Origin of the sequence: Paenibacillus glucanolyticus NBRC 15330, from assembly GCF_004000885.1 — a bacterium.
Lineage (GTDB): Bacteria > Bacillota > Bacilli > Paenibacillales > Paenibacillaceae > Paenibacillus_AQ > Paenibacillus_AQ glucanolyticus.
In genome coordinates this window covers 288,793-302,774 of the sequence record NZ_BIMC01000005.1, presented here as the reverse complement: position 1 = coordinate 302,774, position 13,982 = coordinate 288,793, and the positions used below count along the sequence as shown (strand labels likewise).

General features: G+C 48.4%; 15 protein-coding genes and 11 tRNA genes. 25 read left to right on the top strand and 1 reads right to left on the bottom strand.

Annotation, left to right across the window (positions count from 1 at the left end; genetic code table 11):
- Nucleotides 1-66 precede the first annotated feature (66 nt).
- The 21 genes from PGL02S_RS11395 (at nucleotide 67) to PGL02S_RS11295 (ending at nucleotide 10,887) form a co-directional block, all read left to right on the top strand.
- Nucleotides 67-142 (top strand) — tRNA-Phe (locus PGL02S_RS11395).
- Between the two features lie 21 nt (nucleotides 143-163).
- Nucleotides 164-239, top strand: a tRNA-Thr gene (locus PGL02S_RS11390).
- Nucleotides 240-243: 4 nt separating this feature from the next.
- Nucleotides 244-328 (top strand) — tRNA-Tyr (locus PGL02S_RS11385).
- Nucleotides 329-334: 6 nt separating this feature from the next.
- Nucleotides 335-408, top strand: a tRNA-Trp gene (locus PGL02S_RS11380).
- Between the two features lie 22 nt (nucleotides 409-430).
- Nucleotides 431-503: transfer RNA gene (locus PGL02S_RS11375), tRNA-His, on the top strand.
- A gap of 46 nt (nucleotides 504-549) precedes the next feature.
- Nucleotides 550-625, top strand: a tRNA-His gene (locus PGL02S_RS11370).
- An 18-nt stretch (nucleotides 626-643) separates the two neighbouring features.
- Nucleotides 644-718, top strand: a tRNA-Gln gene (locus PGL02S_RS11365).
- Between the two features lie 15 nt (nucleotides 719-733).
- A tRNA-Gly gene (locus PGL02S_RS11360) sits at nucleotides 734-808 on the top strand.
- Nucleotides 809-819: 11 nt separating this feature from the next.
- Nucleotides 820-893 (top strand) — tRNA-Cys (locus PGL02S_RS11355).
- A 12-nt stretch (nucleotides 894-905) separates the two neighbouring features.
- Nucleotides 906-982: transfer RNA gene (locus PGL02S_RS11350), tRNA-Arg, on the top strand.
- 7 nt (nucleotides 983-989) lie between these two features.
- Nucleotides 990-1,069, top strand: a tRNA-Leu gene (locus tag PGL02S_RS11345).
- A 640-nt stretch (nucleotides 1,070-1,709) separates the two neighbouring features.
- Nucleotides 1,710-2,009, top strand: coding sequence for a hypothetical protein (locus tag PGL02S_RS11340; RefSeq protein WP_006212661.1), 300 nt, complete (start codon nucleotides 1,710-1,712; stop codon nucleotides 2,007-2,009).
- A 73-nt stretch (nucleotides 2,010-2,082) separates the two neighbouring features.
- Nucleotides 2,083-2,760: a PspA/IM30 family protein gene (locus PGL02S_RS11335; RefSeq protein WP_006212660.1), complete on the top strand. Its 678-nt coding sequence runs from the start codon at nucleotides 2,083-2,085 to the stop codon at nucleotides 2,758-2,760.
- 2 nt (nucleotides 2,761-2,762) lie between these two features.
- Nucleotides 2,763-3,263 carry a PspC domain-containing protein gene (locus PGL02S_RS11330; RefSeq protein ID WP_036644774.1) on the top strand — a complete coding sequence of 167 codons (501 nt, stop codon included), beginning with the start codon at nucleotides 2,763-2,765 and terminating at the stop codon, nucleotides 3,261-3,263.
- Nucleotide 3,264: 1 nt separating this feature from the next.
- The gene (locus tag PGL02S_RS11325) at nucleotides 3,265-3,951 is read left to right on the top strand and encodes a PspA/IM30 family protein (protein ID WP_006212658.1); all 687 of its coding nucleotides are present in this window, start codon (nucleotides 3,265-3,267) and stop codon (nucleotides 3,949-3,951) included.
- A 172-nt stretch (nucleotides 3,952-4,123) separates the two neighbouring features.
- Nucleotides 4,124-4,768 carry a cell wall-active antibiotics response protein LiaF gene (gene liaF, locus PGL02S_RS11320; RefSeq protein WP_036644772.1) on the top strand — a complete coding sequence of 215 codons (645 nt, stop codon included), beginning with the start codon at nucleotides 4,124-4,126 and terminating at the stop codon, nucleotides 4,766-4,768.
- A 48-nt stretch (nucleotides 4,769-4,816) separates the two neighbouring features.
- A complete protein-coding gene (locus PGL02S_RS11315; protein WP_006212656.1) occupies nucleotides 4,817-5,890 on the top strand; it encodes a sensor histidine kinase in 1,074 nt (357 codons plus the stop codon).
- The gene (locus tag PGL02S_RS11310; RefSeq protein WP_036644768.1) at nucleotides 5,868-6,518 is read left to right on the top strand and encodes a response regulator; all 651 of its coding nucleotides are present in this window, start codon (nucleotides 5,868-5,870) and stop codon (nucleotides 6,516-6,518) included. Before PGL02S_RS11315 ends, PGL02S_RS11310 begins: the two co-directional genes overlap by 23 nt.
- Before the next feature lie 165 nt (nucleotides 6,519-6,683).
- Nucleotides 6,684-7,502 (top strand): YwmB family TATA-box binding protein, encoded by an 819-nt coding sequence (locus PGL02S_RS11305; RefSeq protein ID WP_036644765.1) that lies wholly within the window; start codon nucleotides 6,684-6,686, stop codon nucleotides 7,500-7,502.
- 137 nt (nucleotides 7,503-7,639) lie between these two features.
- Nucleotides 7,640-9,187 carry a glucose-6-phosphate dehydrogenase gene (gene zwf, locus PGL02S_RS11300; protein WP_036644762.1) on the top strand — a complete coding sequence of 516 codons (1,548 nt, stop codon included), beginning with the start codon at nucleotides 7,640-7,642 and terminating at the stop codon, nucleotides 9,185-9,187.
- A 119-nt stretch (nucleotides 9,188-9,306) separates the two neighbouring features.
- Nucleotides 9,307-10,887: a peptide chain release factor 3 gene (locus PGL02S_RS11295; RefSeq protein WP_006212652.1), complete on the top strand. Its 1,581-nt coding sequence runs from the start codon at nucleotides 9,307-9,309 to the stop codon at nucleotides 10,885-10,887.
- A gap of 82 nt (nucleotides 10,888-10,969) precedes the next feature.
- Here the strand turns inward: PGL02S_RS11295 and sspI are convergent, their stop codons facing one another.
- Nucleotides 10,970-11,206, bottom strand: a complete 237-nt coding sequence (gene sspI, locus PGL02S_RS11290) for a small acid-soluble spore protein SspI (RefSeq protein WP_006212651.1) — start codon at nucleotides 11,204-11,206, stop codon at nucleotides 10,970-10,972.
- A 142-nt stretch (nucleotides 11,207-11,348) separates the two neighbouring features.
- Between sspI and PGL02S_RS11285 the strand changes: the two genes are divergently transcribed.
- The 4 genes from PGL02S_RS11285 to PGL02S_RS11270 all read left to right on the top strand — a co-directional run bounded on the left by PGL02S_RS11285 (nucleotide 11,349) and on the right by PGL02S_RS11270 (nucleotide 13,980).
- Nucleotides 11,349-12,011: a potassium channel family protein gene (locus PGL02S_RS11285; RefSeq protein ID WP_006212650.1), complete on the top strand. Its 663-nt coding sequence runs from the start codon at nucleotides 11,349-11,351 to the stop codon at nucleotides 12,009-12,011.
- 86 nt (nucleotides 12,012-12,097) lie between these two features.
- On the top strand, nucleotides 12,098-12,901 hold the full coding sequence (locus tag PGL02S_RS11280; protein ID WP_006212649.1) for a TrmH family RNA methyltransferase: 804 nt from the start codon (nucleotides 12,098-12,100) through the stop codon (nucleotides 12,899-12,901).
- A gap of 125 nt (nucleotides 12,902-13,026) precedes the next feature.
- Nucleotides 13,027-13,473, top strand: coding sequence for a DUF1801 domain-containing protein (locus PGL02S_RS11275; RefSeq protein ID WP_036644759.1), 447 nt, complete (start codon nucleotides 13,027-13,029; stop codon nucleotides 13,471-13,473).
- An 84-nt stretch (nucleotides 13,474-13,557) separates the two neighbouring features.
- Nucleotides 13,558-13,980 carry an SRPBCC family protein gene (locus PGL02S_RS11270; protein ID WP_036644757.1) on the top strand — a complete coding sequence of 141 codons (423 nt, stop codon included), beginning with the start codon at nucleotides 13,558-13,560 and terminating at the stop codon, nucleotides 13,978-13,980.
- Nucleotides 13,981-13,982 lie beyond the last annotated feature (2 nt).

The following is a 13,982-nucleotide window of genomic DNA, read 5'->3' as shown; positions in this document are numbered from 1 at the left end:
ATTTACAAGCTTCAGGGATAAGATGAGTATCCGATATGGGTTTCGTCGAAGTTCGCGAAGAACTAAGGCTCGGTAGCTCAGTCGGTAGAGCAGAGGACTGAAAATCCTCGTGTCGGCGGTTCGATTCCGTCCCGAGCCACCATGTAATTTTATAATTGTGTATGCCGGTGTAGCTCAATTGGTAGAGCAACTGACTTGTAATCAGTAGGTTGGGGGTTCAAGTCCTCTCGCCGGCACCATTATGGAGGATTAGTGAAGTGGCTAAACACGGCAGACTGTAAATCTGCTCTCTTCGAGTTCGGTGGTTCGAATCCATCATCCTCCACCAGTTTTTAGGGGCATAGTTTAAAGGTAGAACAACGGTCTCCAAAACCGTTGGTGTGGGTTCAATTCCTGCTGCCCCTGCCATTGAATACTTATAATGAACTTGGCGATCGTGGCGAAGGGGTTAACGCACCGGATTGTGGTTCCGGCATTCGTGGGTTCGAGACCCATCGGTCGCCCATTACTTCATTATGATTATTCTCTAGAAAAAACTATTACATTATGGCGATCGTGGCGAAGGGGTTAACGCACCGGATTGTGGTTCCGGCATTCGTGGGTTCGAGACCCATCGGTCGCCCCATAGTTTTTTAAAAAATGTTGGGGATTAGCCAAGCGGTAAGGCAACGGACTTTGACTCCGTCATGCATAGGTTCGAATCCTATATCCCCAGCCATTGATTTTTTAATAAGCGGACGTGGCTCAGCGGTAGAGCATCGCCTTGCCAAGGCGAGGGTCGCGGGTTCGATTCCCGTCGTCCGCTCCATTTTTGTTTCTGGCGCCATAGCCAAGTGGTAAGGCACAGCTCTGCAAAAGCTTTATCCCCAGTTCGAATCTGGGTGGCGCCTCCATTACAAACTTATGTGCCCTTAGCTCAGCTGGATAGAGCGTTTGACTACGAATCAAAAGGTCAGGAGTTCGAATCTCTTAGGGCACGCCATCAGTAAGCCGGTGTGGCGGAATTGGCAGACGCGCGCGACTCAAAATCGTGAGGGAAACCGTGGGGGTTCGAGTCCCTTCACCGGCATCATCAAAAGGAATGCAGACTATAAACGTCTGCATTCCTTTTTTCGTATTGATCTTTTGTTAGGTTAGTTACTCCACGCTAAGCCTCCGTTGCTTTTTATGATAGGGACTGATGTAATGCTCCTCAGTATGTAGGCAGCTCCTGAATTGCACCTAACTGCATGCCTTTAACTGCAAACCTTTAACTGCAAACCTTTAACTGCATACCTTTAACTCCCCCTTTTTAATACACTATCGTATTTCTTTACGTGGTATTAATCCCCTCACTAATCCGGGACACGTTTAATTCCAGTGCTTTCAATCAAATGAATATCTTTGATTTTCTTACAAGGCCTTTGTAAATCAGGACATATTACGCGACCCGCGGTATAGATCCTTTCTAAACCGACACTTTTAGCACTGCTCTAAGGTAATCAGACAGCAGTAGAGCTATGCTCTCGATGGTAATGATACATCCCATGGAATGAGCTGAGAGCAGATCTAGTGTAAGGGTTGGACGCAGGTCTGTAGGTGGCCCCGACTTAGGTCTAGGTTCAAAAACCGTCCGCAGGCCGTTTTAGTTCATCTTGAAATTACCTAGAATAGAGTCATAAGGTTGAACAAAAGAAACAACAATCAAATAACAGAAAGGCGGTGCATAAATGAGGAATTCAAAAGGAAATGGAATAAGTATCCTGTTGATTGGTTTAGGGATATTGGTTCTCCTGGGAATATTCGGTCCTCTGCTCGGATGGTTGTTCAGTCTTCTAATTCCAGTGCTGATGGTCGCTTTGGGATATTACGGGATCCGTAGAGGAAATACCTTAATCGGATGGATTATTCTCGGTATCGGTGTGATCTGGTTGATGGGTAAACTCTCCTGGTTGATCGGTCCGATCTTTGGAATCATCTTAATCATCTACGGGGTGTCCAGATTGAAGAATGGCAGACCACGTTACTGATATAACACAATAATGAATGGCAGGCATAAACAGCCAGATAATGATCGCGATAGAAGAGGAGGACTAAGCCAATATGAGTGTTTTCCGGCGGATAAGAGACATAACCGTTGCAACATTGAATGAAAAGCTTGAACAGAGCCAGGATCCGGTTCGTTTGATCGACCAGTTCCTTCATTCAACCAGACAGGACATTGCAGAAGCAGAGAAACTGCAGCAGCAATGCCAAGTACATTCCAGACAGCTGAAACAGCAGGTGGATCAAGCAGAAACCATGCGCTATAAACGTGAAGAGCAGGCATTGCTCGCACTGAAGGCCGGTGAAGATCATCTTGCCAAACTTGCATTGCAGGAAAAGCTGATCTATGAGGAAAAAATTGAGCAGTACCAAGGCCTGTTATCCTCAAGCCTGGAGTCGCTGAAAGAAATCGATGAACAGCTCGGCGAGCTGCGCATGGAATATCAGACGGTGTACAGCAAACGGCAATATTACGTTGCCCGGGTCGAGACCCTTCGTCTTCAACAGAAAATGAATGAACGTACGGGATCCTACGGCGGCGGTCAAGATGTACCCAAGATGTTCAATCGCCTAGAAGATCGCATCAGTGATTGGGAATTGGAAGCCAGAAGCCTTCGCGATTTACGGCGCATGGGGCAAGAATACATGAATCAGGCTGGTGAATCGGTCTCCACTGTATTGGAAAAGGAACTTGCCCGCTTGAAGCAAAAGCTGAATAACAGCGGAAAGGAGTAAACATGACTAGATTGTACCGTTCCACCCGCGACAAAATGTTCACAGGGTTGATCGGCGGTATATCCGATTATTTCGGAGTCGAATCGACCCTACTCAGAATCATATTTGTAATCAGTATCTTTTTTACAGGCGGTACAACGCTCTTAATATATCTGATTGCATCCCTCGTAGTTCCCAAAGAACCGTATTATCACGATCCGTACGGACCACCACGGGGAAGACAGGGCGGCGGATATCGTTACAACGATAATCCAGGACCAGGTCCAGGCTACAATGGTTACAACGACGGTTATGGACGCCAAGGCTATCCTAATGAACATGGGATCTTTGGTCCGAAATATGACCGCTCCGGGCGTCCGGATGGAGGACATGGCGCAAGAAACAACGCGTCCCCGGACTCCGATCTGGATGCAATGATGAAGGATATCGAGAAGAAGGCAATGCAGAAAGAAATTGAAGAACTTAAGAAAAAACTTTCGGACTATGAGAAGGGAGATAAATAACATGGGAGTATTTAAAAGACTTAAAGATATGACAAAGGCATCGGTGAATGAACTGCTGGATAAAGTAGAGGATCCGATCGTAATGTTGAATCAGTACCTGCGCGATATGGAGGCAGAAATTCATGAAGCAGAGGTAACGGTTGCGAAGCAAATGGCTAACGAGCGCCGCATGAAGCAGCGTGTGGATGAGGCAGTAAAAATGGCTGCACAACGCGAAGCACAAGCTGAATTGGCTCTGAAAAACGGTCAAGAAGAAGTGGCCCGCAAGCTGCTTGAAGAAAAAATCTATTTCGATCAAAAAGAAACCGAGTATGTGGAGCTGCATCTGCAATCCGAGGCTCAAGCGAAAGAGCTTGTCGCTCAGCTGCATGAAATGAAAGACGAGTTCTACAAAATGCGTAACAAGCGCAATGAGCTCGTAGCCCGCGCTCAAATGGCTAAAGCGAAGAAACAGATGTCTCAAGTGAGCAGCCTGCACACGATTGAAAGCGGCAGTGCTTCGATGGGCTTCCACCGCATGGAGGAAAAAATCATGCAGTTGGAAGCAGAAGCTGATGTGCTCCGTGCACCATACCGTCCTAACAATGCTGTATACACCAGCCCGGTGGATGCTGAGAAGCAGTTGAAGGTGGATGAGCAGCTGCAAGCTTTGAAAAACAAAATGGGTAATTCCTCAAAGTCAGAGTAATTGCTTAACAAGTTAGCAAAATAAGTACAAACCATATTCGAAATCCATGTTCATATGATATGCTATACGGTATGATAGTTGTCCGAATAGTACAGGTAAAGCCATACAGTGTGGAGTGTCACACTGATATGGCTTTTCCGAGCTTATATCTTGGTCATCAAGGAGGTGCGACATGGACAGAAACCGCTGGATTGCAGTTGGTTTAATGAGCTTGGGATTCATTATGCTTTTCGGCCGATGGTTTGGTTTCTTCACCATTGTCGCCCTGCTGCTCATGTTTGCAGGTGTCCTTCAGATCAGGGAAAGTCACGTGAAGAAGGGATACATTCTGCTCGGAGTAGGTGCCGTGATGCTGCTGCTGGAGCATCTCATGCTGATTATCGGCATCAGCTTGATTTCGCTAGGTATTTTTTATGGTAAGTCCAAACGGGCTCATACAACAACAGGATACATTCAGAAGCAGAACTTTATGTCCAACTTTGATTGGGACCGTGCACCGTGGGTGATGCGAAGTCTGAGTGTGTGGCATGTGCTTGGAGAGGCGGATGTGGACCTATCGCTTGCGCTTCCTGAGGAACGCCAAACCGTCCTGATGTTCCACGGAATGCTGGGCGATATTGATCTGATGATTCCTGACTATTATGGGGTGGAGATCGAAGCATCGATACTGTTTGGCTCCATTCATATGGACGATCGGAAGGAAACCGGCATCCTCAATCGAGTTCGATATAAATCGCCTAATTATGAGGCCAGTGAGTATAAGGTGAAATTTATTGTTTCTTATTTAGGCGGAGATTTGAATATAAGAATGACCTAATAAATGCAGAAGCATTGTTTTGTTTAAACCATTCAGGAGGGTTGCCCCGTGGAAACAGAAAAGAAAGCAAATATGATTACCCGACATATGCGCGAGGGGACCCTTCTTGGATTGGTTGTCATGCTCGTTGTTCTTTATTTATTATATACATATGGTTATCTTAAACCGTTTGATTCGTGGAAGAACCGGATCGAAGCCGGCATTACTCTGGTACTGCTGCCGATTGGACTTGGAGCCATTTATGGATTCTTTCAAGGATATCGGGTAAAGCGCCGGGTCGATCTTGTAAGGGAAACATTGGTAAACTGGGAAAAAGGCAGCCTAACGGACGTAATGCCCGATATCGGTGAAGATGAAGTGGGCAGGCTAGGCGAGCAGCTGGTTAAGATCAGCAAACGCTGGGAGGATCAAGTATCTTCCCTGCAGCGACTGTCTACGAACAATGCGCAGCTTGCAGAGCAAGCCAGAGTCACGGCGATTGTAGAAGAGCGGCAGCGTCTGGCACGCGAGCTTCATGATGCGGTTTCTCAGCAGCTGTTTGCGATCTCGATGACCGCAACAGCCGTAGGAAGAACGCTGGATAAGGATTTTGACAAAGCACAGCGTCAGGTCGCGCTGATTGAGGAAATGTCGGCCGTTGCACAGTCGGAGATGAGAGCACTGCTTCTTCATTTGCGGCCGGTCTATCTCGAAGGAAAAGCGCTTGAGCAAGGACTGAAGGATCTGATCAAGGAACTGCGGATCAAAGTACCTATGGAAATTACGTTTGAGATGGACGATGACATACATTTGCTAAAAGGGATCGAGAATCATCTGTTCCGTATCGTTCAGGAGGCGATGTCGAATACACTTCGGCACTCCAAGGCGGAGAAGATGGATATTCGCATTCATCGTAAGCAGAACACCGTTCGGGTGATGCTGAGGGACGACGGGATCGGATTCGAGTTGGATGACAAGAAACAAACTTCCTACGGTCTGTCCACGATGCAGGAACGGGTAACGGAGATCGGGGGCTCGGTACAATTCATTACAGCACCGGGCAAAGGGACGCGAATTGAGATTGTTGTGCCGCTCATAAATGACGAACGTAAACGGGGGGATGGAGATGGAAACACCGATTAAGGTGCTGCTGGTGGATGATCATGAGATGGTTCGGATCGGTTTGGCAGCCGTTCTGGGTACAGAGGATGGCATCGAGGTGGTTGGTGAAGCCGGCAGCGGCGAGGAAGGGATACGCTTAGCCCAGGAATATCATCCAGATGTGGTGCTCATGGACTTGGTGATGGACGGAATGGACGGGATCGAGACGACGCGTCAATTGATGAATCAGTTCCCGAATCTTAAGGTTATTGTACTGACCAGCTATCTGGACGATGAGAAGATGTATCCGGTTATCGAAGCAGGCGCCTTCAGTTACTTGTTAAAGACTTCCCGCGCTTCAGAAGTAGCCGATGCGATACGTGCAGCCGCACGGGGGCAGTCGGTACTCGAGTCGCAGGTTGCCTCCAAGATGATGAATCGCTTCCGACATCCGCAAAATGAAGCACCGGCCCATAACGACCTCACGGATCGCGAGATGGAAGTGCTGCGATTGGTGGCCCAGGGCAAGTCGAATCAGGATATTGCTGATGATTTGATTATAGGCATCAAAACCGTGAAGTTTCATGTGACTAATATTTTGGGCAAGCTGGGTGTAGAAGATCGTACCCAGGCCGCCATATATGCATATAAGAACGGGTTGGCTGAGTAAGAACGGCCGGCTCTTTTTTTTATAGATATTGAATTTATAAGTTATCAGCAGGCTGATGAATTTAATGGCGAGAGGCGCATTTTTCATGTTGGGTGTATAAATCCGCTGTGACGAGGCTATCCTTTTAGTAGATTGATAGATTCGTACGGGGAGGCGTGGCTGACGATGCGGAAGATGCGATTACAGATTATTGTGATGATGTTGTTGCTGTGTGGAGCGGCAGGTGTCATGGCGGGTTTTGCAGGAACAACGAAGGACAATATGGGCGTAACGGTTCCGCAAGCGAAAGCAGTCTCAACCTCGGCAGGATGGGAAGCAGCAGGTGTGGCAGCAAAAAGCGATCTGGAGCTCCTTGTCGATCTGGGGGAGGAACACATGGACCCTTCGGCTCTCTTAACGGTAAAAATTCAAGGAGAAATCATAAATACCGTATCTGCGGATCAAGCTAAGATGCTTGCTGATCAGTTAGCGGGAGCTATTGGGCTGTCAGAGGTCACTACGGCTCGACTTCATGGAAACGAAGTATTCCATGCTGAAGCGAAGGTTTCCGGCGTATCTGCGCAGCTGGATTGGGCGCTCAGCGAGGAGGGCAGCAGTTACATCAGAGTGATGCTTATTGGAGAGGCAGCAGAGCAGACCACGGAGATGATGACGATGCAGCAGAACATCCAGGATGAGATGAATCAGGCAGGCATTGCCAACACATGGAATGCGGCCATTCAGGGGTATGCATTGAAAACAAGGGGTGTCGAGGAGACGATGAATCAGGTAGAGGAGTCCATATCCGCGGAAGTGCCGATTCGCTCGGTTGAAGATTATGCGGATGTCACAACTTTGAGTCGTTCATATGAGGCTCCTTCCTTGGATGCTTTCGTGATGAGTGGCAGCACACCCATTCATATGCAGATGGCGGTGCATGAAGATTCGGTGAAGAAAAGTAATAGAATAACGATCGGATTTCCCGTCATTACAATAGAGTACTGAAAATGATTTCTGAAACTCCGATGAAAAAATGTGGAATGAGATAGCATACTTTATATGAATATGCTAAAATGTCATCACATCGTGTTAAGTTCCGATGCATAAAAATACACTATAATTCATAGAAAGAATGAGGAGCCATGGCTGAAAATCAAAATCTAGATACATTGAAGACACCGGGAGCGGTATTTTTCATCTTTGGAGCGACCGGTGATTTGGCAAGACGTAAGTTGTTTCCGGCGATCTACAGTCTTTATCGTGAAGGGAAACTGGATGAGGATTTTGCGGTAATCGGCGTGGCGCGGCGTCCACGCACCCAGGAAGAGTTCCGCGAGGACGTTTATCGTTCGATTCAGGAATTCTGCCGATACAGTTCGGAACAGGATAGTGAATGGCATGCATTTGCACAGCATTTTGAATATAAATCTTTAGATATTAACAATATTGACGGTTTCCGTGAGCTTCGTGAACAAACAGAGCAGTTGGAGACGAAATTTAATATACCGGGTAATCGCTTGTTCTATCTGGCGCTTGCACCGGAATTGTTCGGCAGCGTATCGTTTAACCTGATGAAGGGCGGTATGCTGGACGGAGAAGGTTGGAACCGTCTGGTGATCGAGAAGCCTTTTGGCTACGATCTGGAGTCGGCTGCCAAGCTGAACGAAGAGATCCGCAAGGTGTTCAAGGAAGAGGAGATTTATCGAATCGACCACTATCTGGGCAAGGAAATGGTACAGAACATCGAAGTTATGCGTTTTGCGAATGCTTTCTTTGAGCCGCTCTGGAACAACAAGCATATTGCGAACATCCAAATTACGCTTGGCGAAACGGTTGGCGTAGAGGAGCGGGGAGGATATTACGACCATGCCGGCGCACTGAGGGATATGGGACAAAACCATATGCTGCAGTTGCTGACCATGATTGCAATGGAGCCGCCTAGCCGTCTGCTCGCAGAGGATATCCGTGACGAGAAGGTGAAGGTACTTCGTTCCCTGCGTCCATATGCCTCACATGAAGAGGTGAAGAACAACGTTGTCCGCGGCCAATATACCCACGGCTCCGCAGGCGGCAAAGATCTGCCGGCTTACCGTGAAGAGGACAAGGTTAATCCGGAATCCAATACAGAAACCTATTTTGCGGCCAGAGTATTCGTGGATAACTTCCGTTGGGCGGGCGTACCGTTCTATATCCGTACAGGCAAACGCCTGCCAGTCAAAACAACCGAGGTTGTTGTCGAGTTCAAACGGATGCCAACAAATGTATATTTGGGACAGAAGCATTCTCTGGAACCTAACTTACTTGTTATCCGCGTCAACCCGATGGAAGGCATTTACGTGAAGATTAACGCCAAGAAGCCAGGTTCGGAGTCGGAGATCGCTCCTGTAGCGATGGACTTCTGTCAAAGCTGCATCGTGGGAATCAATTCGCCTGAAGCTTATGAGCGTCTGCTGCATGATGCAGCCCGCGGTGATTCCACCTACTTTACGCGCTGGGATGAAGTGGCTTCAGCCTGGTCCTTCGTGGATCGAATCGCAAACGCCTGGAGAGAGAACCAAGGGGAGCTGGAATCATATCCTGCAGGTTCTTGGGGACCCAAGAGGGCGGATGAGCTTCTGGAAGAAGACGGATTCCACTGGTGGCCCGTTAATGGTCAACTCGAGGATAACGTTGTGTGGTTGAAAAACTAACCAATTTCTAAAATTTACGTGATAAAAATCATCCTCATGCGCACCGCGTATGGGGATGATTTGCGTATTAATTGTGGTACAATGATATACATGACTTTAGTTACGAAGGGATAAGTGAAATGGCAAAGCTAATAGATGAACTGCAGCAGGAAGTGGATAAGCGACGTACGTTTGCGATTATTTCCCACCCTGACGCCGGTAAAACAACACTGACCGAGAAGCTGCTCTTGTTCGGGGGCGCCATTCGTCTGGCTGGATCGGTTAAGGCTCGTAAAGCGAGCAAGCATGCAACGAGTGACTGGATGGAGATCGAGAAGCAGCGCGGGATCTCGGTTACCTCGTCTGTTATGCAATTTGATTATTTAGGGCATCGAATTAACATATTGGATACGCCAGGTCACCAAGACTTTAGTGAAGACACCTATCGTACGTTGACGGCCGCAGACAGCGCAGTCATGTTGATTGACGTTGCGAAAGGGGTCGAGGCTCAGACCATTAAGCTGTTTCAGGTCTGTGCCAAGCGGGGCATTCCCATCTTTACGTTTATTAACAAGCTCGACCGAGAAGGACGCAGTCCGTTCGATCTCATGGAAGAGCTGGAGCAGGTGCTCGGAATCCGTTCTGTACCCATGAACTGGCCGATCGGTTCTGGACGCGATCTGTGCGGTGTATACGACAGGGTTAAGAATCAGGTTGAATTGTTCCAGGGAGACGACCATTCCAAGATTAAAGTACAGAAGGTCGAAGGCTATGAGGACCCGCTGATTCGTGAGATGGCCGGTGATTACCTGCATGATCAATTGTGCCAGGACCTGGAGCTTCTGGATGTCGCTGGCGACCAATTTGATCTGGAGAAAGTTATGCAAGGTCAGCTGACGCCCGTATTTTTTGGAAGCGCGATTAACAATTTCGGTGTTCAGACTTTCCTGGAGAACTTTCTTCAGCTTGCGCCGAAGCCGGAGCCGCGCCGCAGCACGGAGGGTGTGGTGGAACCGACCGACGAGAAGTTCTCCGGGTACGTATTCAAGATCCAAGCCAATATGAATCCGGCTCACCGGGATCGTATCGCTTTTCTGCGAATTGTGTCGGGTAAGTTTGAGCGCGGCATGAGTGTGAAACACGTTCGCGTAGGCAAGGAAATCAAGCTGTCGCAGCCGCAGCAGTTCCTGGCGCAGGATCGAGATATTGTGCAGGAGGCTTATCCTGGCGATATCATCGGTCTGTTTGACCCGGGCATTTTCCGTATCGGAGATTCCCTCAGTCAAGGGCGAGAAGTGGTGTTCGATGAGCTGCCAACGTTCTCCCCTGAGATTTTTGCGAAAGTAACGGTGAAGAACGCGCTCAAGCATAAGCAGTATCAAAAGGGGATTGACCAGCTGACGGAGGAGGGAACCATTCAGGTATTCCGTACCGTTAGCTTCGACGAAACAATCCTCGGGGTTGTAGGTCAGCTCCAGTTCGAGGTATTCGAATACCGGATGAAGGGTGAATATGGTGTCGATGTCCAGCTTCAGCGGATGCCGTATCAGTTCGCACGCTGGATTGTGGATGAGACCATTGATCCGTCCAAGTTCCGGATAAATTCAACGCTCGTGAAAGACAAGAAGGATAATTATGTTGTTCTGTTCGAGAATGAGTACGCAATGAGAACGGCAATCGATAAAAATCCAACCGCGAAGTTTCTAGAAACGGCTCCGTAAGTTGTAGATCGTAATGCGGTACATGAAAACAATCCCCCAGCTATGACGGCTTAGGGGATTGTTTTTTTTGTTGACCTTGGGTTTATCCTTGCAGGTTGCCGGGGGTAACGGTTTTCAAATGGTCGTGAAGGGAAGTGACAAGGCTGTTCTGCTGCGAAGCATCCATGTCTTTCCACATCATTTCAAACATCACACCGAGTCCCGGTAGCGCGGCTTCAGGCCCGTCAACGGAACCCTCGATCATGGAGCGCAGCTCTTCTTCGTCCTGGTTGTGGACTTTATGAATGACGGCCTGCCTTAGATCTAACAATATGGACATGGAAATGTTCCTCCTTGTTATGAAAGGGTCATTGTGTAATGTACCCGTTAAGCGGCCGTTACATTCAAGTATTCGGGACAGTATGATATACTGATATCATTCATATTAGGAAATGGACCTAGGCTCGTGGAGGGGTATATATATGGCTAAGAAGCAGTACGCAGTAATCGGTATGGGGCGTTTTGGCACAAGTGTTGCCAAGGAATTAAGCAGCATGGGATTTGACGTATTAGCCGTCGATGCGAGCGAACAGCGCATACAGGAAATCGCGAATTTGGTCACTCATGCCGTATCGGCAGATTCGACGGATGAAGACGCGCTTCGGGCGCTGGGCATTCGGAATTTTGACGTGGTGGTTGTGGCGATTGGCGAGGATATTCAATCCAGCATTTTGACTACGCTGATTCTGAAGGATCTTGGTGTACCGGCCATTATCGTCAAAGCGAAAAACGAGCTGCATGGTAAAGTCCTTAACAAAATCGGTGCGGACAAGGTGATATTCCCGGAACGGGACATGGGGCTTCGGGTTGCCCATCATTTGGTGTCACCGAACATTTTGGACTATATTGATTTATCGGACGACTACAGTATTATGGAGATGCTCGCTACCGGAGATCTGATCGGTCATAATCTGAGGGAGCTTGATATTCGGGCACGTTTTGGCTGCAATGTCATGGCGATCCGAAGTGACGCGGATATGAACATCTCGCCGAGTCCCGATGACCGGATAGAGGACGGCGATATTCTTGTTATCGTTGGGCATAAGAACGATTTGACAAAGCTGGAGCTTGCTTATCCGAAATGACGTCGGTAATGTGAATTTTTGTGAATGTAGTATCAGGTTGAGTGGAACTCAGCAATGTATATAAGCAAAGAACGGATGGATTAAGAATGGAGATACTATCGCCGCAGAATGCCAGGGTAAAGGGCTGGGCACAGCTGCAGGAGAAGAAACATCGAGATAAGCAAAACAAGTACGTGGTTGAAGGTATCCATCTTGTGCAGGAGGCCTTGTCATCCGGTGCGGATATCGAGTGTATAGCTTATGATATGGATAAAGGTATCCCCCTTGAACTCCGTCAAATTCCAGATAGGGGTCAAGGCGCCGAATGGATTGGCGTATCCCATGCGGTGATATCAAAAGTCAGTGATACTCCGTCCCCGCAGCCGGTGTTTGCCGTTGTTCGGAAGGAAGCGCGTCAATGGCAGGACTTGATCATGCGCGAGAACGGATTGGTCATTGTTCTGGACGGTCTTCAGGACCCAGGCAACGTGGGAACTATTATACGGGGGGCGGACGCCGTAGGTGCTGCTGGCGTTATACTAGGACGCGGCTGCGCGGATTTGTATAACCCCAAGACGCTGCGCTCTACCATGGGCTCCCTGTTTCATCTGCCGGTGCTGGAGGGCGAGCTGCTGAGCATTTTGCCGGAGGCTCGAGAGCGAGGAGCCCGATTGGTGACAACCATGCTGGAAGGGAAGCGTTCCTGCTTCGAGTATGATTTCAGAGGGACAAGCTGGATTGTAATTGGAAGCGAAGGCCGTGGTGTCTCGCCTGAGGTTGCGGCTATCGTGGATGACGCGATCCGTATCCCGATGCCGGGTCAAGCGGAATCACTGAATGCAGCCATGGCGGCGTCTGTGCTCATGTACGAGGCACTGCGGCAAAGACATTACGCAGACACAGGTCAATAGCAGATAGGGTCTTCTTCTGGGCGGGAAAGTGATTAGGTATCGTTGCTGATCATTTTCCGGCCTTTTTAAGTTATTTTTGAGAAAATGGAAAATCTAACGGTAGAGGTAGAAAGGAGTTTATTCCAATGTATGAGCAAAAAACGAAAGAGACAGATAACAGCGTGGTGGAGTTTATCGAGCAGGTGGATTCCCCTAAAAAGCGTGAGGATGCTTATCGCATACTTGATATTTTCGAGGAAACGAGCGGCTTTCCAGCCAAGATGTGGGGACCCAGCATCATCGGTTATGGCTCATACCATTATCGTTATGCATCCGGTCACGAGGGAGATGCGCCGCTGGTTGGCTTCTCTCCCCGAAAAGCTAAAATCAGCCTGTATTTTGCCCCTGGTGATGATAAACGGGAGGAACTACTGAAGAATTTCGGCAAGCATACAGCAGGCAAAGGGTGTGTGTACATTAACAAAATTGCGGATATTGACGTTGAGGTGCTGAAGCAGCTCATTCGAGAATCCATTGTCTTTTTGAACGAAACCTACCCGGATCAACATCAGGAAGATAATATTGGTATTTGACGCGAAACCTATTGGTATCATATCATGTTAAAAGGGAAACCAAATGGTTTCATAATTCAAACATAAGTGAGGTATCATTTTGCCATGGACAACCCATCAAACGGCAAGCTGCCGGATATTCGCCATACCCTTGTACTTCAAGCGCCGATCGAAAAGGTGTGGAAGGCTATATCCACCTCGGAAGGCATTGCGGCTTGGTTTATGCCAAACAACTTTGAACCGGTGGAGGGCTTTGAGTTTGAGCTGAATGCAGGTCCATTCGGGAATTCGCCCTGCAAGGTTACAATCATTGATGAGCCCAACCGTCTGTCTTTCAACTGGGGGAAGGATTGGAGCGTTACATTTGAACTGGTACAGCAAGGAGATCATACGGAATTCACGCTCATCCACGGCGGCTGGACAGCGGATCAAGTCACCGAGTTCGGAGAAGCTCACGATATTGTACGTGGCCGCATGGACGGCGGATGGGCAGGAATTGTTCAGAAGCTTGCCAGATACGTGGTTTAATC